The organism is Bremerella sp. TYQ1 (assembly GCF_020150455.1).
GTDB classification, from domain to species: domain Bacteria; phylum Planctomycetota; class Planctomycetia; order Pirellulales; family Pirellulaceae; genus Bremerella; species Bremerella volcania_A.
Window position 1 is genome coordinate 5,598,826 of sequence record NZ_CP083740.1, and the last position, 17,924, is coordinate 5,616,749.

The 17,924-nt window shown below is 53.5% G+C and carries 15 protein-coding genes and 1 tRNA gene; 8 read left to right on the forward strand and 8 right to left on the reverse strand.

Features of this window, described 5'->3' with window-relative positions; genetic code table 11:
• Window positions 1-3: 3 nt before the first annotated feature.
• From pheS to rpmI, 3 genes are all read right to left on the reverse strand, one after another.
• Window positions 4-1,035 (reverse strand): phenylalanine--tRNA ligase subunit alpha, encoded by a 1,032-nt coding sequence (gene pheS, locus LA756_RS22725; protein ID WP_224437017.1) that lies wholly within the window; start codon window positions 1,033-1,035, stop codon window positions 4-6.
• Window positions 1,036-1,169: 134 nt separating this feature from the next.
• Window positions 1,170-1,526: a 50S ribosomal protein L20 gene (gene rplT / locus LA756_RS22730; RefSeq protein ID WP_224437018.1), complete on the reverse strand. Its 357-nt coding sequence runs from the start codon at window positions 1,524-1,526 to the stop codon at window positions 1,170-1,172.
• A 135-nt stretch (window positions 1,527-1,661) separates the two neighbouring features.
• Window positions 1,662-1,868 (reverse strand): 50S ribosomal protein L35, encoded by a 207-nt coding sequence (gene rpmI, locus LA756_RS22735; RefSeq protein WP_105353331.1) that lies wholly within the window; start codon window positions 1,866-1,868, stop codon window positions 1,662-1,664.
• A 289-nt stretch (window positions 1,869-2,157) separates the two neighbouring features.
• On the opposite strand from rpmI, the gene LA756_RS22740 reads away from it, so the two are divergent.
• Window positions 2,158-2,691: a hypothetical protein gene (locus LA756_RS22740; protein ID WP_224437019.1), complete on the forward strand. Its 534-nt coding sequence runs from the start codon at window positions 2,158-2,160 to the stop codon at window positions 2,689-2,691.
• Window positions 2,692-2,699: 8 nt separating this feature from the next.
• Window positions 2,700-4,040 (forward strand): glycosyltransferase family 4 protein, encoded by a 1,341-nt coding sequence (locus LA756_RS22745; RefSeq protein WP_224437020.1) that lies wholly within the window; start codon window positions 2,700-2,702, stop codon window positions 4,038-4,040.
• On the opposite strand, the gene LA756_RS22750 is transcribed toward LA756_RS22745, so the two are convergent.
• The 3 genes from LA756_RS22750 to thrS form a co-directional block, all read right to left on the reverse strand.
• Window positions 4,037-4,882, reverse strand: coding sequence for a glycosyltransferase (locus LA756_RS22750; RefSeq protein ID WP_224437021.1), 846 nt, complete (start codon window positions 4,880-4,882; stop codon window positions 4,037-4,039). The two genes, LA756_RS22745 and LA756_RS22750, sit on opposite strands and share 4 nt — an antisense overlap.
• Window positions 4,883-5,079: 197 nt before the next feature.
• Window positions 5,080-5,613, reverse strand: a complete 534-nt coding sequence (infC, locus tag LA756_RS22755; protein ID WP_224437022.1) for a translation initiation factor IF-3 — start codon at window positions 5,611-5,613, stop codon at window positions 5,080-5,082.
• Between the two features lie 305 nt (window positions 5,614-5,918).
• Window positions 5,919-7,928: a threonine--tRNA ligase gene (thrS, locus tag LA756_RS22760; protein WP_224437023.1), complete on the reverse strand. Its 2,010-nt coding sequence runs from the start codon at window positions 7,926-7,928 to the stop codon at window positions 5,919-5,921.
• 436 nt (window positions 7,929-8,364) lie between these two features.
• Here thrS and LA756_RS22765 point away from each other — a divergent pair.
• Window positions 8,365-8,438 (forward strand) — tRNA-Val (locus tag LA756_RS22765).
• Between the two features lie 67 nt (window positions 8,439-8,505).
• Here the strand turns inward: LA756_RS22765 and bcp are convergent.
• Window positions 8,506-8,982, reverse strand: a complete 477-nt coding sequence (gene bcp / locus LA756_RS22770; protein ID WP_224437024.1) for a thioredoxin-dependent thiol peroxidase — start codon at window positions 8,980-8,982, stop codon at window positions 8,506-8,508.
• Between the two features lie 526 nt (window positions 8,983-9,508).
• On the opposite strand from bcp, the gene LA756_RS22775 reads away from it, so the two are divergent.
• A complete protein-coding gene (locus tag LA756_RS22775) occupies window positions 9,509-10,750 on the forward strand; it encodes a hypothetical protein (protein WP_224437025.1) in 1,242 nt (413 codons plus the stop codon).
• A 36-nt stretch (window positions 10,751-10,786) separates the two neighbouring features.
• On the opposite strand, the gene LA756_RS22780 is transcribed toward LA756_RS22775, so the two are convergent.
• On the reverse strand, window positions 10,787-11,008 hold the full coding sequence (locus tag LA756_RS22780; RefSeq protein ID WP_224437026.1) for a SlyX family protein: 222 nt from the start codon (window positions 11,006-11,008) through the stop codon (window positions 10,787-10,789).
• Window positions 11,009-11,350: 342 nt separating this feature from the next.
• Between LA756_RS22780 and tkt the strand changes: the two genes are divergently transcribed.
• The 4 genes from tkt to trkA all read left to right on the forward strand — a co-directional run bounded on the left by tkt (window position 11,351) and on the right by trkA (window position 17,880).
• Window positions 11,351-13,381 (forward strand): transketolase, encoded by a 2,031-nt coding sequence (gene tkt / locus LA756_RS22785; protein ID WP_224437027.1) that lies wholly within the window; start codon window positions 11,351-11,353, stop codon window positions 13,379-13,381.
• Window positions 13,382-13,726: 345 nt separating this feature from the next.
• Window positions 13,727-16,000 carry a hypothetical protein gene (locus LA756_RS22790; protein ID WP_224437028.1) on the forward strand — a complete coding sequence of 758 codons (2,274 nt, stop codon included), beginning with the start codon at window positions 13,727-13,729 and terminating at the stop codon, window positions 15,998-16,000.
• Window positions 16,001-16,143: 143 nt separating this feature from the next.
• The gene (locus LA756_RS22795) at window positions 16,144-16,524 is read left to right on the forward strand and encodes a ferredoxin (protein ID WP_224437029.1); all 381 of its coding nucleotides are present in this window, start codon (window positions 16,144-16,146) and stop codon (window positions 16,522-16,524) included.
• A 12-nt stretch (window positions 16,525-16,536) separates the two neighbouring features.
• Window positions 16,537-17,880: a Trk system potassium transporter TrkA gene (trkA, locus tag LA756_RS22800; protein ID WP_224437030.1), complete on the forward strand. Its 1,344-nt coding sequence runs from the start codon at window positions 16,537-16,539 to the stop codon at window positions 17,878-17,880.
• Window positions 17,881-17,924 lie beyond the last annotated feature (44 nt).

Below are 17,924 nucleotides of genomic sequence, written 5' to 3' on the forward strand. Positions count from 1 at the left end.
AATTTAGAACTGGGCAAGAAACTTCGTATTGCTATCGTACAAATAGCGAATGTCATTGATGCCGTGGCGTCGCATGCAAAGCCGCTCGACACCTAAGCCAAATGCGAAGCCGGTCACTTCGTCCGGATCGTAGCCGACCGCTTTCAAGACGTTCGGATCGACCATGCCGGCACCACCGAATTCAAGCCACGTGTCTTGCCAGCGCATGTCGACTTCCACACTTGGTTCCGTGAAAGGGAAGAAGGAAGGGCGGAAGCGAATTTCGACGTCTTGTCCCAGGTAGCTGGAAGCGAACAGCCGCAGGACATACTTCAAGTCGGCCATCGTTACGTTGGTGTCGACCAGAAGCCCTTCGATCTGATGGAACATTGCGTAGTGGGTCGCGTCGATTTCGTCAGGACGATACACGCGACCGAGCGAGACGATTCGGATCGGAGGCTTGTTGTTCTCCATCACTCGGATTTGCACGGTCGAAGTCTGACTGCGCATCAACTGGTTGCCACCTCCAGTTCCCGTGGCGGCGACATTCAAATAGAAGTTGTCCAGCGGGTCACGAGCCGGGTGTTCGAGCGGGATATTCAGGGCTTCGAAGTTGTGCCAGTCATCTTCGATTTCAGGGCCTTCGACGGCAGAAAAGCCGAGGCGACCCATGATGTCTTTCAGTTCGTCAATCGTCTGAGTGATGGGATGAATGTGTCCCAATCGTGGACGAGTGCCAGGCAATGTGACATCAATGGCTTCCGCTTTGCCCTTTTTGCCGCTACCGCCGGTGATGGTGTCGGCAGCTGACTGGAAGAGTTCCTCCAGGCGGGTTTTCACTTCGTTGAAGCGTTTCCCTGCGACGGGCTTGTCTTCCTTGGCGACTTTGCCGAGCCCCTTTTGGGCTTCCTTAAGCTTGCCGCTTTTGGCACCCAGGTATTCGACGCGAGTCTCTTCCAAGATCTCCTTGTCGACCTGGTTGATGGCTTCTTCGAAGCGAGTGGAAGCGGCTTCGACGATGTCGTCCAGCTGTTTGATGAAATCGTTGAGTGACATGATGCCTGTAAATTTGGTGCGTTCATGAAACAAGCCGCCGAGTCATCCTCGGCGGCTTGTATTATTGCATCTGAGTTAGGCGCTGCCCATCCACGGTATCTTTTCGTATTCGATGGGGGCCTCGGCGAATCGAGTTAGGCGGCGAGGGCTGCCTTGACTTCTTCGGCGACGGCGTCGAATGCACCTGGATCGTGAATTGCCATTTCGGACAATACCTTGCGATCAAGGGTGATGCCGGCCTTCTTCAAGCCGTAGATGAATTCGCTGTAACGCAGGCCGCGTTCACGAGCGGCGGCGTTGAGACGGATAATCCATAGCTTGCGGAACTCACGCTTACGGACTTTACGGTCGCGATAAGCATAGACGCCAGCTCGGATCAGGGTTTCCTTAACGGTACGCAGCAGATTACCACGTCCACCGCGATTACCCCGGGCCTTCTTAAAAAGACGCTTCTTGGCCTTGTGACGGGCCTTTCCGTAAGTAGTTCTCATCGTATTATCTGACTTTCGTCCACTGGGCCCCTACTTCAAACGAAGCAGATGTTTGGTGCCCGCGTACTGAAAAATGGCAATTGAAGGCTGATCACCCGGTGTGTATCAGTTCAAAATGCCGCCTGAATCGACCGCTTAGTAGCTGTACTTGCCCAAAGCTTCACGCAGAGCCACCGATTCGGCTTCAGCCAAAACGGTTGTGCCGCGGAGATTTCGCTTCCGCTTGTGGCTCATACGGTTAGCCAAGTGGCTCGTTCCGCACTGACGGTGCTTGATCTTGCCCTTCCCGGTGATGCGGAAGCGCTTTTTGGTACCCTTGTGGGTTTTCATCTTAGGCATGATGCCAATCCCCAATGGATATGTGGGACGTCTTGTCCTTTACGGACATTCTTCTGATTCGTGGAAACCTAATATCTTACGGCGATTGGCCCGAGAGCGGTAGGGGGAGAAACGGGAATTTGTTATTGCCGCAAATCAGGAAGGCTATTGACGCAAACTATTGGAGTAATTGGTGTTACCGATATAGTTTTCAAGTTCAATCACCGTTTTGGAGGTCGAATCACTAAGTGCTGGCATCTAAAATAGATGACGCCTACCTGCTTTATTCCTTGCTCGGCAGCCTAATTGTTTGATGGATGGCCCTCTAATCACTGCTTGGACGATTCGTCTCGCTTTGCTTGTCTTGATGGCAAGCTTAGTACTGCGAATCGTTCGTCCATGGTGGCCGATCTCATGCCCTGTTCAGCGAGCGATATGGACGATTGCGTGTGGCTTGTTTCTGGCCCACATCGCTGCTGGCATGCATTATTACCACAACTGGAGTAACGCCGACGCCTATGCCGACACGGCTCAGCAAACGTACGAGAAGCTCGGCGTCCGTTTTGGCGGTGGAGTTTACGTAAACCACCTGATGGCGGTGGTTTGGGTAGCTGATGTGCTTTGGTGGTGGGTTTTCCCGCGAAGCTATGCGTCGCGAAATCCACTGTGGGAACGCTGGCTCGTGGGGTTCTTTCTTTTTATCGCCTTCAACGGACTGGTGGTGTTTAAAGAGGGCATGCTTCGTTTGGCGGGGATCATCGGTTTTGCCATCTTGGGGCTGCTTTGGCTGTCGGTAAGAACAGTTCAGACGAGAAGTGCCTCGCTCGCGGAAAACAAAGAGACTTGAACAAACGTATGGCAGTCGCAACCAATTCAGCAGCCGAACGCATGACCATTGCCTACATCACCGCAGGCGGGGCAGGCATGTTCTGCGGCAGCTGTATGCGCGACAACACTGTGGCCAGGGCCATGCATCGTTTGGGGCATGATGTCCATCTGATACCGATGTACACGCCAATTCGTGTCGACGAAGAAGATGTCAGCGAAAAAACACTCTTCTACGGTGGCATTAACGTCTACATGGAGCAGACTGTACCTGGCTACCGGTTTCTGCCCGATTTCGTGACGCGTTGGCTCGACCAAGAGTGGATCATCCGCTGGGCGACGTCCCGAGGGATCGAGACCGATGCGAAGCAGCTCGGTGCGTTGACGCTTTCCGTCTTGAAGGGAAAAGATGGAAATCAGCGCAAGGAAGCGTATCGACTCGCGAAGTGGCTCTCGGCCGATATGAAGCCAGAGATCATCAATTTCAGCAACATGATGATCGCGGGCACTGCTCCGCTGGTCAAAGAGCTGGTCGACTGTCCTATCGTCGTTACCCTCCAAGGAGACGACGTCTTCATGGATGAATTGCCGGAGCCGTATCGGACGAAATGCTTCGAGACAATTCGAAGCCTTGTCCCGCACATCGACGGCTTTATTGTCTTCAGTAATTACTATGCCGACTACATGGCGGAGTACTTCGGAATTCCTCGTGAGAAGTTCCATTTGGTGCCGCTAGGAATTGATCTAACTGATTTGCCAGATAAGCCATCGCGAGACGATGTCCCACAGCATTCGCCAACGGTTGGTTATCTGGCACGCATGGCACCTGAAAAAGGACTGCACGTTCTCGTGGATGCATTTCTGCATTTAAAGGCGATGCCAGGCATGGAAGGCGTACGACTGAAGGTAGCCGGATGGGCCGGCCCACAACAACAGGCCTATGTCGACGAGCAATTTGAAAAACTGGAAGCTGCAGGACACATCGATGGTTGCGATTACTTGGGAACCGTCGATCGAGCCGGAAAGCTGGAGTTTCTGCAGTCGATCGACGTGCTTTCGGTTCCGACGGTTTATCGAGAGCCGAAGGGGCTGTTTGTACTCGAGGCTTTAGCAGCAGGGGTCCCGGTCGTTCAGCCTAGCCATGGTGCGTTTCCAGAGTTGATCGAAGCCACGACCGGCGGTCACCTCGTGACGCCACAAGATCCGGTAGCCCTTGCGGAGAAACTGGCAGAAGTCCTTGCTGATCGACGTAAAGCGAAGCTGCAGGGAATCGACGCTTCCGAGATTGTGCGATCGCAGTTCAGCTCGGAAGTGGCCGCAAAGGAAACGATAAACGTCTATAAGGCGATGCTTGGGGCGAAACCTGGTTAGGCTGCCTTGGCGATCGGCGACGTTTCGTCCAAGTCGGCAACGGAAACTGGCTGCGGGCGTGGTGGCGGCATCATGCCGTGCTCGATGTAGATTGGCCCGGTCTTCGATTTGTCCCACAGTTTGTTGTTGCGGTCGAAGTCTTCCTGGTTAAAGAACTTTTCATGTTCCATGTGGAACAAGACCGCCGAAAACAGGGCATTTCGGCGCTTCACACCGGTCCGCATCAAACGGGTCACAAACTCGCTGTCTTCACGCCAGAAGCCAACGAACTCTTCATTCCATCCGTTGATCGCGTCGATATCACTTCGCCAAGTCGCAATATTGCAGCCCCGAACCCCTTTGAGGGTGTTGCTACGAGTTGCCAAGCCAGGAATTCGAGCAATTAAATCGAGACGCGTGAGCCCACGATTCATCCAATGCTTAAGCAGTTGCCAGGCCGACTCCGAGCCATTGAACGTTTCGAATGCTTTGTAATTCAGGAAATTGCGACGCCCCTGAACAAAATGCCCCGGCCGAGCCAATCGTTGGTGATCGGCAACAAACATGGGACCAGGAATGCAGTCGCCATCGGTATAGATGATGTACTCACCGCTGCTCATTCGAGTCGCGTTGTTGCGAGCCTTCGAGATCTGAGGCATTCCGCTGAAGGGATGCCATGCGTGCAAAATCGGGAAGTCGACTTGCTGCTGGTACTTCTGGATGATCTCCGGCGTTTCATCCGTGGATCCATCGTCCGCGATCACAATCTCGTGAGGCGTAACGCGCTGCTGAGCGTAGCCGTACAGTACTTTGTCGAGGTAGTACGGCCGATTATGGGTAGTGATGATGACCGAAGATTTCATGGGGGTTTGCCTTCCGATGGGCGCAGCGTGGCTTCCTTGCGAGCAGCGACGCAGAAAGTTACCAGAGAGCAAACCGAAGCGGCAATATCAGTTCGGCACTAGAAATTGAGCTAGCAAATCTACCGCAGCGCACAGAAGTGGCCACTTTCCACGAAAGTGGCCACGATTTGATAGCTTAGATTGTAACGGCTGGAAGACTATCCGGCCTTGGGCGAGACGGTTGCCATGATGCGGCGGCCCATCTGCTTGGGAGGCGATTCGAGCTTGCCCACTTCCGACAGAAGCTCGATGACCTGGGCCATGACACGATGGCCTTCTTCGACGTGAGCCATTTCTCGTCCCTTGAACTGGATCGAGACTTGGACTTTGTCTTTGTGCTTCAAGAAGCCAATGGCTTGCTTGACTTTGAATTCGATATCGTGGTCGCCGGTCTTGGGACGAAGACGAATTTCTTTCGTCTTGGTGTGATGCGACTGGTTTTTGTGCTGCTTCTTGCTTTGCTGATATTTGTACTTGCCGTAATCCATGATGCGGCAAACCGGTGGCTTGGCGCCAGGAGCGACCTCGACAAGATCCAGACCCGCTTCTCGGGCGATGGACATGGCTTCGTCAGTGGGCAAAACGCCTAACTGTTCTCCTTCGGCAGAAATGACTCGAATAGGCGAAATACGAATTCGATCGTTGATTCGAGTCTGGTCGCGATTTTGATCGCGGTCGCGATCGCGAGACATGTTACGCAGGGCGATGGCTAGTGATCCTTTTAAACGCTAGGAAACGGGTCGAGTGATTCAATTTTGTTGGCGGTTGTGGACAACCCGTAAAATCGTACCACAACGCAATCATTTTATCGTCAAGATCTCGTCACGTTAACGCACGAAAATCAGAATCGGTAAATTTTGCCACCTTTTCGGGTGGTAATGGCGGTTCTGGTTCCCTTTGTAGGACTGACTTTCCGCAACCGATTCGGGACACTTGACTTAATGTGGTCACCTTCCCCCGTCGCTTTGGGGGAAGGCTGTCTTTGTTTTTTGAAGGTTTAGTAACCTTCGCTGGTGGACGCGGTGCCGGAGGTGCCAAGCCCGCCAGAGCCTTTAAACACCTGGCGAACGACACGGTTTTCGACTTCATCGGTCAGCTTGTCGATGGCTTGTTGGATCTTCATCGAGCCCAAGTCGCCATCAATTCGATCGCGAACCGAAACCGCTTCTTCTTCCATCTCGCGGCCCCCAATGATGAACATGTAGGGGATCAGCTCTAGTTGTGCCGAGCGAATCTTGGCTCCGATCTTTTCAGGGCGATAATCGCCACTGACACGGAAGCCGGCCGCTTGAAGCTCTTTTTCGACCTTCAGTGCGTACTCGTCGAACTTTTGGCTAACCGTCAAGATTCGCACTTGCTCTGGGGCTAGCCAAAGCGGGAATGCGCCGGCGAAATGTTCGATCAGCACACCCATGAATCGTTCCAGCGAACCGAACGGAGCACGGTGAATCATTACCGGACGATGCGGCTGGTTATCGGGCCCGATGTATTCGAGGTCGAATCGCTCTGCGCTCGGAAGGTTATAGTCGAGCTGAACGGTGCCAAGCTGCCATTCGCGGCCCAGGCAATCGTTCACGACGAAGTCTGCTTTGGGACCATAGAACGCAGCTTCTCCCGCTTCGGCAGTCGCAGTGATCCCCATGTTCTTACAAACACGTACCAGTGCCGCTTCGGCTTGATCCCAGACTTTCTCTTGGCCAACATATTTGCCGCTGTCAGGGTCACGGAATCCAAGGCGCACGCGGTAATCGGTCAGGCCCAAGCTGCTCAGCACGTACTGAGTCATCTGAATGCAGTTGCGGAACTCGACTTCCACTTGTTCGTCGGTGCAGAAGATATGGGCATCGTCCTGCGTGAAGCCACGAACACGAGTCATGCCATTCAGCTCGCCTGATTGTTCGTAGCGGTAAACGGTACCGAATTCCGACAAGCGATACGGCAGTTCACGATAACTACGTGGCCGCGACTTATAGATCATGATGTGGTGCGGACAGTTCATCGGCTTGAGAAGGTATTCTTCGTCGTCGGCCTGATGAATCGGCGCGAACTGGCTTTCCTTGTAGTAAGGATAGTGCCCAGAGATCTTATACAAGTCGACTTTGCCGATGTTCGGCGTGACGACCGGAAGATACTCGAACTTCTTCAACTGCTCACCGACGAATTCCGTCAGCAAGTTACGGATAATCGTCCCCTTGGGAGACCAAAGGATCAGCCCCTGCCCAACGAGTGGGTTGATCGAAAACAGGTCGAGCTGTTTGCCCAATACGCGGTGGTCGCGACGTTTGGCTTCCTCGATCTTCGTTAAATGGGCTTCCAGATCTTCTTTGTTGAAGAAGGCGGTCGCATAAAGTCGCTGCAGTTGACGGTTATTAGAATCCCCTTTCCAGTAAGCCCCGGCAACCGAAAGGATTTTGTAGGCGCCGATTGCTTTTGGACGTGGCACATGAGGGCCACGGCAAAGATCGACAAACTCGCCCTGCTGGTAGAAGGACATCGACGCATGGTCTTTCAGGCCTGTCTCGATATGCTCGATCTTGTATTGTTGACCGAGATCTTTGACGACTTGAAGCGACTCTTCACGATCACGCTCGATACGCTCGAACGGTTCGTCTTGCTTGATGATCTTCTTCATCTCGGCTTCGATGGCCGGGAAGTCTTCTTCGGATAGCTTATGCTCGAGATCAAAGTCGTAGTAGAAGCCCCCTTCAATGGTTGGGCCAAAAGCAAGCTGCACACCGTCGAACAGACGCATCACCGCACGAGCCATAATGTGAGCGCAACTGTGCCGCATAACGCCCAGGGCTTCTTCATCCTTTTTCGTCAGCAGTCGTAGGTTGACGCTCCCTTCTTCAGGAAGCTTGGTATCGAAACCCACGATATTGCCATCGACTTCGCCGGCCAATGTTGCCTTGGCAAGACCGGGGCCGATGTCAGCAGCAACTTCCATAGGAGTGACTGCGTGATCGAATTCTTTTTTGGATCCGTCGGGAAGAATGACCTCGAGCATGATGTGTACTAATTTCTCATCCAGATGGAGGTTTCCAATCTCACGAGGGCATCGAAACAAAGGATGTCGCTAAAACCGTGAGAAAGGGGGCGACGCGACCGGCAATCGTGTATGCCACTGCGTCGAAGCGAACCTGATTCCAAGGCGTAGGCTCTTATACCTATGTCAGTGGGAGACGGCCTATTGCGAAAATGGGTTCACCGCAAGAAGCGTATAGATTGACGGAAGTTACGTTTTAGGAAAAGTCCAGGTTTACGAGATACCGGCGATAACGTAGAGCGAGAAGCAGAATTTCCGTAGTTAAGAAGTGGGGGCAAAATCGTGATTTTCGATTCATCCCCTTGACGCATCAGCGGTTTGGATGGCAAACTACGCGTTTGGTTAATCCTTCACGGGATCAATCACTGATAAATGCTTGCAGAAAGCATTGTCGAAAGGGCGATTGGCTCAGTTGGTTAGAGCACTACCTTGACATGGTAGGGGTCACAGGTTCGAATCCTGTATCGCCCACTAATAACAAAAACGGAACCCATTTGAGCGGGTTCCGTTTTTTGTTTCTTGCTAGTTGAGAAGGGGGTTAGCCCTTTAGTTTCTCGACTTCTTCGAGGACTTTCGCGTCATGTCCGTCTACTTGAACGCGTTTCCAGATCTTGGCCACTTTGCCATCCGCATCGATCAGGAAGGTGCTTCGCTGGATGCCCATACTGACTTTGCCATACATGTTCTTCTCGCGCCAGGCACCATACTTTTCGGCGACTTTGTGGTCCTTGTCGACGAGTAGTGGGAAGTTGAGCTGGAACTTCTCTTTGAATTTGACGTGGCTTTCCTTGTCGTCGGGACTTACGCCAAGCACCGTAACGCCGTGTTTTACCAGTTCGCTCTGACGATCTCGGAAAGCGCAAGCCTCCTTGGTACAGCCAGGGGTGTCGTCTTTGGGGTAGAAGTAGAGGACAACGATCGACCCTTTCAGATCGGTGAGTTTGACCTTCGAGCCATCATCAGCGGTCATTGTAAAGCTGGGTGCTTTACTGCCTGTTTCGATCCATTCTGCCATTAATGCCACTCCTGTTGTGTTTTATGCAGGTTAAAGCGTTATTCCGGTGCCGAGCGACGCCGACGATTTGCCTGCTGGGATTGCCTACGGGTTTCGTGCTACCTCGTGCCGACCGCAGAAAGTCAAACCGGATCTCGGATTTTCCATTCAAATTCTTGAATGTTTCCGGCACGAATTGGTTTTTTTAGGGTTAACCCTTGTATATAACATGTAGAGCGTCGGGTTGGCAGTTGACCGCCGCTTTTGCTCGTTGGACTTAACTGTTGGCAATTACCGAAGGCGGATTGGTTGGTAATTGTCCTACTTCGCTTCTCCTATAGCGGAGTTCGCCAATCCCTCCCCTGGGCTGATTACCCGTGTTCGGTCCAGTAGACGTCCAATTGACCCACCCTCGCTGGTATTAGAGCCGCTTCTGGTGCATGAAGCGTGCGGCCTGATCCAGAGATTTTGCGAGATCGAGAAAAGGCGGATGAATTCTCGGCCCCACAGCATGAACGCCTCCTTACGGCGAAGGTCAACGTTCCAGATGTTGGAGCGTAAGGATCTTTTGGCTGGCGATTCGGCATTGATGGTGGAATTTGCCGTCTTCTCAACTCAGTCGCTTCCAGAGGATTCACTTGCTGACCGAACGACGGTCATGCCGGAAAGCATGCGGCAAACGCATGAGTGGGATAAGTTTGTCGTCGAAGTCTGGGTCCGAGGTGAAGGCCCTGCCCCGGTTGAAGTACACGATTTAAAGCTAGATTTAGGCTACCGCACCGATCTTACGTCCGCCGTCAATGTCGAGTTTGGCCGCTCATTCCAAGGAGCGGAAGGAACGTTCGAGCTTGACGATAGCCTAGGGCAAGTACGAGACATTCACGGTATCTCCCCCGGTGTCGAACTCTCGAACCAAGATCGTGTTCTGTTTGCCCGCGTTCACTTTCAAGCCGTCCCACAGCTTGGCGACAACGTCCGGATGGACTTTGTTACTGGGAGCGTTGGGCCTCACTCGGTGGAGCTCGCTACTCAGAATATCACCGCCATGTCAGGCAGTTCCGATGTATTGATCGGACACGATCCGATGCCGGAGTTGGGATTGTTGCCGGTGATTTACGATCTCAATGAGGATCAGAAGATCAGCCTGAGCGACTTCGGTAGTTTCGTCGAGCAATTCGGCAAAACGGCCGATTCTCCAACGGACGGAGTCGCTTGGTTCGCTGACTTTGATAAGTCGTACAAAGTAGGCCTTTCTGACTACGGCTACTTTGTCGCGAACTTCGGCAAAAACTACGACAGCGAGTTCGTTACATTTCCCGCCAATTACCCTTCCGCTTGGATCGAAGCGACCGAACCTACCGATGACGGGGGTGACGATGGGGGAGTTACCGTTGTTGATCCAGACGACGATAAAGATCCGCCTGCTCAGCCGCTGCCGCAGTTCAATCTTGGACTGATCGGTCAGAACATGGGCATCAATTTGCCAGGCGTGCACGATGTCTTTCAGATTGTCGTGGCAGGAATCAACTGGCAAGACATTCAAATCAGCCGGCTGACCGGCAATGCGTCGCTGAGTGAAGAAGGGGAAGAGGTCGAAGGTGACGTGGTCCTTTCGATCGTCCTCGAAGATGAAGAAATCTACGAAACCGAAATTGAACTGATCTTCGACGGTGAGCTGATTGATACGCTCACTGAGTTCAATGAGTACTCGGTTCTGATTACTTCCTATGTTTCGGAAGTCATGACTACCGTTAAAGGGCTTCTCAGTGATGCCCTGGATGGCGAATAGTCACTTCTTTTGCCTGAGACGTGAGACCGCGGCGTATTAATAGTGTGGCGGTCGTTCGTCGTCGGCCGATCGAGGTTGGTCCATCGCGGCATGCAATTGCTCGATCCGTTCGTCGGCTCTCTTGAGAAGAGATTCCAGTCGCATCAGGCGTTTCTGCTGATCGAGGATCACTTCGTTCAGGTCTGCAATAATCCGCTCTTGATGGGCATGTTTTTCTTCAAGCGTTGTAATTCTTTCGACAACTCTTTCTTCTGGCATTTCCCGCTTGCTTTCCAAATGGGGGAGAATATTCGTCGTTAACTCCCATTTAGGGACATTCGCGTCCAGTTTTGGGAGGGTTCCTTCCTCGTAACTTCATTCAAATCAATTTTACCCCCGTTCGATAGGCCGTAGGGTAGGTGATGCAAACGGAATCGGCCGCAACCGTTGCGTTGACTTCTGAGTTCTTTTGGACTTAAAATGCTTGACTTATGTGTCCGCGTCGCGGCAGGTTCGCCAGGGCGAATCGTTTCCTGAGCCAAGCTCCTTTCTGCTTGATGGGAGCCTTCCGGTTGCCGGCGACTAACGTATCTATGTTGGCTAGAGAGTCTCGAACGAAATATGTCTATCTCCACGACCAGTATTGAGCAATTATCGATCAACGCCATCCGTACGTTGTCCATGGATGCCGTCCAGCAAGCCAACAGTGGGCATCCCGGCACGCCAATGGCTCTGGCTCCTGTGGTCTACACGTTGTGGAACAAGCACCTGAATTACGATCCTGCCAATCCTCATTGGCATTCGCGAGATCGTTTCGTGCTGTCTTGCGGTCATGCTTCGATGCTGTTGTACAGCACTTTGCACGTGGCCGGCGTTAAGAAGGCAGACGGTTCGAGCGAACCATCGATCACTCTCGACAACATCCGCAACTTCCGCCAGCTGCACAGCCCATGTGCCGGCCACCCCGAAGTTCACGAAGCTGCTGGTATCGAAACGACGACCGGGCCGCTCGGCCAGGGCGTTGCCAACAGTGTTGGTATGGCGATCGCCGGCAAATGGCAGGAAGCTCGCTTTGGCGACATGTTCGGCTACGACGTCTACGCTCTTTGTAGCGATGGCGACTTGATGGAAGGCATCGCCACCGAAGCTGCGTCGACGGCCGGTCACTTGAAGCTGTCGAACCTCTGCTGGATTTACGACGACAACAAGATCACCATCGAAGGCGACACCGATCTCGCGTTCACCGAAGACATCCCTGGTAAGTTCCGTGCCATGGGTTGGCACGTGATCGATATCGAAGACGCGAACGATATCGACGCGTTGGATAAAGCGTTTGCCGAATTCAAGCAAACCACCGACAAGCCGACCATGATTGTCGTGCATAGCATCATTGCTTGGGGTGCTCCGACCAAGGCCAACACCCACGGTGCTCACGGTGCTCCACTGGGTGACGACGAAATTTCGGCCACCAAGGAAGCTTACGGTTGGACGTACGGCAAGTTTGAAGTTCCTGCCGAAGTCTACGAACACTTCAACGCCAACCTTGGTGCTCGCGGTGCCGAAGCCAAAGCGAAGTGGGATTCTGACTTCGAAGCTTACGGCAAGGAAAACGCAGAAAAGGCTGCCACTTGGTCGTCGATCATGTCGGGCGAACTTCCTGAAGGTTGGGACTCCGACATTCCAACGTTCCCTGCCGATGCCAAGGGCGTTGCCACGCGTGCTTCCAGCGGCAAAGTGCTTAATGCCATTGCCGAAAAAGTTCCTGGATTGCTTGGCGGTTCGGCTGACTTGGAACCTTCGACCAAAACCGGTTTGAAGTTTGATGGGGCTGGCGACTTCGAGCCAGGCACCTACTGTGGACGTAACTTCCACTTCGGTATCCGTGAACATGCCATGGCTGCCATCGGCAACGGCATGGCTCTTTGCGGACTGCGTCCTTACGTTTCGACGTTCTTCGTGTTCAGCGACTACCTGCGTCCATCGCTCCGTTTGTCGGCGATCATGCACGCACCGGTTCTTTACATCTTCACGCACGACTCGATCGGTGTCGGTGAAGATGGTCCAACCCACCAGCCGGTTGAGCACCTCGCCGCTTTGCGTGCGATTCCTAACGTTGCTATCTTCCGTCCTGGCGACTCAAATGAAGTCGGTGCTTGTTACAAGACGGCCCTGCAGCTGAACGATCGTCCTTCGGTCTTGGTCCTCACGCGTCAGAACCTGCCAACGCTCGATCGCTCGAAGTATGCCTGCTCAGGCAACTCGTCGAAGGGTGCTTACACCATCGCCGATTGCGAAGGTACGCCGGAAGTGTTGCTGATGGGTACCGGTAGCGAGCTTTCGCTGGTCATCGACGCGTACGAAAAGCTGACCGCTGAAGGCGTCAAAGCTCGTGCCATCAGCGTTCCTTGCTTGGAGTTGTTCTACGAGCAAGATGCCGAATACCAGAAGGAAGTCATGCCATGCGAAGTGACGGCTCGCGTCGCTGTGGAAGCTGGCCTTCGTCAGTCTTGGGATCGCCTGCTTGGCTTCCAAGGTGAATTCGTTGGCATGAAGAGCTTCGGTGCCAGTGCTCCTGCCGAAGAGCTCTTCAAGCACTTCGGTATCACGACCGATCACGTCGTCGAAGCGGCTAAGAAGTCAATGGGCAAGTAACCGCCCGAACGCTTATAACCTGACTAACGGAAACCCCCTCCAGATATGGTGGGGGTTTCTTCATGCGCTGTTACCACCGACAAAACCGGTAGAACCGTCAAAATCAGACGCAGAAGGGGACTGCACTTTGCCGCAGTCTTTTCCCCGTTTTTGACCGGGCGCATGTCCTAACCTATAGAACAGTAGGTCGTTCCGCGCAACCGATTGGCAGCCGTGCGGACACCATGAGAAAACGCATGAAGTAGTGGACACGTCTCATTTAATGAAATCGATCAGGACATGGACGGCGTAAATTCCCATTCTCACGAAATCGCGAATTTGGAAGAGATTGCGAGCAAGGCCTCTTTGCAACGAGAGCGTGCGCGTGAATTCCTAGAGCGTCATCGCCAAGGTGTTCACGAAATTGAGCAACGTATTTCGCAGCAACTGAAGCAGATCTCGCAGGGGCTTGTCGATAAAGAAGGCCACCTGAACAATCGTTCTTCCGAAGTCGAAGCATCCGTATCGCAACTGGAAAACCAGTCGAAGGAGCTGTCTGCTTCTCTCGAAGCATTGCAAGCGCGGGAACAGTCTCTTGAAAACGAACTAGGCCGATTCGAGAAGGAAAAGGGGAATCACTCCGCATGGGAAGCAGAGCGAAGTGAACTGCATGCCGCGAAAGATCGACTTCATGCCGAACTGAAATCGGCCAACGAAGCCAAAGCATCGCTCCAGCAAGAGATTCTTGATCAGCAGTCCAAGCATAGCGAAGCGCTGAAGAACCTTCAGGCCGCACAGCAAAATGGCCAGGCAGCCGAAGAGCTGCAAAATCAGCTCAATGGCCGCATTGCCGACTTGGAAAAACAGCTTTCCGATGTATCCGCCGAACGAGATGGCGTAAGGGGAGAGCTCGACGGTGTACGAGCAGAGCTGCACGGTGTACGCTCTGAATTAGACGGCGTACGGCAGTCGGCACAGCAGCAAGCCGATCGCGTAGGGCAACTGGAAGGCGAACTGGCAAATGCTCAAAATCACGCTGGTCAACTGACGGGCCAAGTAGAATCGCTTCAAGGCGAGAAAGCCAAATTCGAGCAAGATCTTCAGTCGGTCCAATCGCAAAATGCGGATCTGGAAGGACGACTTCAGGAAGAAAAACTTCGCGCCGACGAACTCGCAGGCAAACTTCAGCTTGCCGAACAGCAGCGAGACGAAGCGAACGCCCAGCTCTCTCAGTCGGACTCCGAGCAAGGTCAACAGCTCGCCGAACTTCAGACACAGCTACAAGCCGCACAGTCTTCGGCGAAAGAATTCGAAGGGGCAAAAGCAAAGCTGTCCGAGGAAGTTCAACAACTTCAATCGCAGCTGGAAACAGTGAAGTCGCAAAGCGTGGATGCCTCCGAGCTTAGTGCCAAGCAGGCCGAGTTCGAGAAGTCGCTGGCGCAGAAAGACGGAGAGCTACAAAAGCTCGGCGAACAGCTCAAAACCATCGAACAAGAACGCGATTCGGCCCGGCAGCAACTAGAGCAGTCGCACGAGTCAGGCGAAGCACTTGCACTTCTGGAAGAAGAACTTCATCACCTGAAAGCCGAGCGTGACGAGCTGGCTGAAAAGCTCGAAAAACGTCAGGCAGAGCATGGTGATTTGAGCGATTCGCAAGAAGAATTGCGAGTTGAAAATCAATCGCTCAAAAAGCAGATCGAAGATGTCCAGAGCGAACTGGAAAGCCAGTTGGCTGCATCGCAAGTCGCACTGTCGCAGGCCCGTTCGGATCACGAGCAAAGCCGAGAGCAAGTTGGCAATCTTCGTCGTCAGTTGGAATCGCTGCAAGAAGAAACAGCTAAGCTGCAAAGTGAAAATGAGCAGCTGAAAACCGACGGGGGCGAAGGAGCAAGCGACGAAGCGTTCGTGCAGCTTCGTCAGGAACGTGATTCACTGCTAGAGAAAATTAGCGATCTCAAATATCAGATCGAAGCAGGTGGAATTCCGGACGACGAGCGCGTCGAGTCGCTGGAAAGCCGTCTGCAGCTTACGCTGGACGATCTCAAAGAGCTCAAGAAGGAAAACGCCAAACTGGCGAAAGACCTGGAAGCGGCGAAGAAGTCTGGTGCCAGCAATGCGGTCGACGATTCTGGCAGCGACTGGGAAGCGACCAAGCGTCGTATGCTGGCTCAGTTGGAAGCAGAATTCGACGAGCACGACGAAGAAGAAGCTGCCGAGCGTCTCTCGATTCAAGAGGCAATCGAGAGTGGAAACGCAGCTGTTGCAGCGAAAGAGCAAGAGATTGAAGAGCTTCGGCAGCAGCTGGAAGAATTAGAATCGAGTGCCAACGAATCAGGCGTCGCTCACGGTGCCAACGCGATTGCCCAACTGTTGGACCAGGATGAACTGATCGCCCAGGAACGCGAGAACCTGAAAACGCTGCAAGAGCAGTGGAAAGAGAAGCTGCGTAAAGCGGAGGTCGACATCTCGGTCGAGCGAGCCAAGATCGCACGTGACCGGGCCGAACTGGAAGAAAAGATCTCGCAGCTTGAGTCTGAAAAAGCCAAACTGTCCAAGGCGTCGCCTGCGAAACCAGGAAACGATAAGCCTGCGAAGGGGAATTGGCTTTCGCGATTGGGCCTGAAAGAAGGGGACGGCTAGGCATTATCGCCGCCGAAAGGCCCCCAATCAGCGGGTATTCGCAGCCGAAATGGGCTAGTAACCACGCTGTGAAATCGTAGGATGGTAAACTTTCCGCCGCGTTCAGAAATATGCGGCATCAGAGTGACTTCATTGCGAGCTCTATGTCCAAGTTTACGCATCACATATTCGTCTGCAACAAATGCAAGCCGCCCAAGCATCTTCGCGATGGCAAATCGCACGACTCGGGTAAGATCCGCGCCGCCCTCAAGAAAGAGATCAAGCGTCTCGGCTTGAAAGCACAAGTGCGTGCCAACGATTCAGGTTGTCTCGATCAGTGCGACGACGGTCAAGTGATCGTGATCTATCCGCAAGCAATTTGGTATGGCGGAGTTACGGAAGCAGACGTCGAGCGAATCATCCACGAAACGATTCTCGAGGGAAAGATTTTGGAAGATTTGCAGATTCCCAGCGAAAAACTGAGATGTGGCAAGGCGGCGAAGAAAGCCGATTCGGCACCCTCTGCCCCTTCCACTTCGAGTTAGAGGCGGCTATCCATGCGAATCGTTATCTTAGGTGCAGGCACTGTCGGAACGTGGATCGCGGACTTGCTCTGTCGAAACAACCACAGCGTGACGGTGGTCGAATCGAATTCGGATCACGTCCGTTCCATCAATGCGGAACTTGATATCCGTGCCATTCATGGTTCCGCTTCCGAATCGGCGATTCTGTTTCAAGCGGGCATTATCGGCTGCGATCTTTGCCTGGCGGTGACAGGGGATGACGAAGTCAACATTGTCGCGGCAAGTATGGCGAAAGCGATGGGAGCTCGTCGAAGCGTGGCACGTGTTTACGGTCGCGTCTTCCGCGACTTGAGCACCTTCGATTACCAGCGTCACTTTCATATCGACCGGTTCCTGAGTCTCGAGCATCTTTCGGCAGTCGAGTTCGTCCGCGCGATTCGCTCCCCTGGAAGCGCCGTGCTGGAAAACTTCGCTCGCGGCGAGCTGGAAGTTCAGGAGATCATCTGTGACGATCCTGCCCCAGCGATCGGCAAACCATTGAAAGAGGTGAAGCTGCCTAAGGGAGTTCGTGTCGGCACGATCCAGCGGCAAGGGAAAACCTGGATCGCCGGAGCAGGCGACTCGATTGAAGTGGGAGATCACATCACGCTGATCGGAACCCGCGAAGAGATTGACTCGGTCAAAGCCAAATTCCAAGTCAAAGCAACTCCGATTCGCTCCGTTGTGATTGCTGGTGGTGGCGAGACCGGCCTGGCACTCGCTCGTATGCTGGAAGGCCAGCGATACCATGTCACGCTCATGGAAGAGAACATGGAACGCTGCGAGTTTCTCGCACGTTTGCTCGAGCACACCACGGTGGTTCACGCCGATGCGACGCGTCGTGCGATCTTGGAAGAGGAACGCGTCGGCAACATGGATGTGTTCGTCACTTGCACCGGCGACGACGAAAACAACATTATGGCGTGCGTTGAAGCTCGTGAAATTGGGGCTCGCGAATGTATGGCCATTGTCCAGCGTCCAGACTACGCGAACGTGGTCGAGAAGCTGGGCATTAACCTGGCCGTCAGTCCGCGAAATGTGGTCGCCCGCCAGGTGCTGGGGCTGCTCAATAGTGGGCCGATCATCTCGAAGAAAAATCTACCTGGCGGTGGTATCGCGATCGTCGAATTTGAAGTCATGGAAGGTGTCATCGCCACCGAGCATGTCATCGCCAACTTAAAGCTTCCGCCGCACTGTTTGATCGCCGCGATCATGAGCTCCGACTACGTGCGCGTTGCCTCGGCAGACGATCGACTAGCCCCCGGCGACACAGTGGTTGTGCTCGTCGAAGAGTCGGCACTCGACGCGGTCGTCAAGTTGTTTGAAGAGCAATCGTAGTTTTCCACGTTATTCGTTCACGCATACCTTTGGCAATCTCCAAC

Bases quoted from the DNA above. Each gene is read 5' to 3' on its own strand.
- LA756_RS22745 (WP_224437020.1), top strand. From the start codon at position 2,700: ATGGCAGTCGCAACCAATTCAGCAGCCGAACGCATGACCATTGCCTAC.
- rplT (WP_224437018.1), bottom strand. From the start codon at position 1,526: ATGAGAACTACTTACGGAAAGGCCCGTCACAAGGCCAAGAAGCGTCTT.
- tkt (WP_224437027.1), top strand. From the start codon at position 11,351: ATGTCTATCTCCACGACCAGTATTGAGCAATTATCGATCAACGCCATC.
- pheS (WP_224437017.1), bottom strand. From the start codon at position 1,035: ATGTCACTCAACGATTTCATCAAACAGCTGGACGACATCGTCGAAGCC.
- LA756_RS22775 (WP_224437025.1), top strand. From the start codon at position 9,509: ATGTTGGAGCGTAAGGATCTTTTGGCTGGCGATTCGGCATTGATGGTG.
- infC (WP_224437022.1), bottom strand. From the start codon at position 5,613: ATGTCTCGCGATCGCGACCGCGATCAAAATCGCGACCAGACTCGAATC.
- LA756_RS22795 (WP_224437029.1), top strand. From the start codon at position 16,144: ATGTCCAAGTTTACGCATCACATATTCGTCTGCAACAAATGCAAGCCG.
- LA756_RS22780 (WP_224437026.1), bottom strand. From the start codon at position 11,008: ATGCCAGAAGAAAGAGTTGTCGAAAGAATTACAACGCTTGAAGAAAAA.
- trkA (WP_224437030.1), top strand. From the start codon at position 16,537: ATGCGAATCGTTATCTTAGGTGCAGGCACTGTCGGAACGTGGATCGCG.
- LA756_RS22740 (WP_224437019.1), top strand. From the start codon at position 2,158: ATGGATGGCCCTCTAATCACTGCTTGGACGATTCGTCTCGCTTTGCTT.
- LA756_RS22750 (WP_224437021.1), bottom strand. From the start codon at position 4,882: ATGAAATCTTCGGTCATCATCACTACCCATAATCGGCCGTACTACCTC.
- bcp (WP_224437024.1), bottom strand. From the start codon at position 8,982: ATGGCAGAATGGATCGAAACAGGCAGTAAAGCACCCAGCTTTACAATG.
- thrS (WP_224437023.1), bottom strand. From the start codon at position 7,928: ATGCTCGAGGTCATTCTTCCCGACGGATCCAAAAAAGAATTCGATCAC.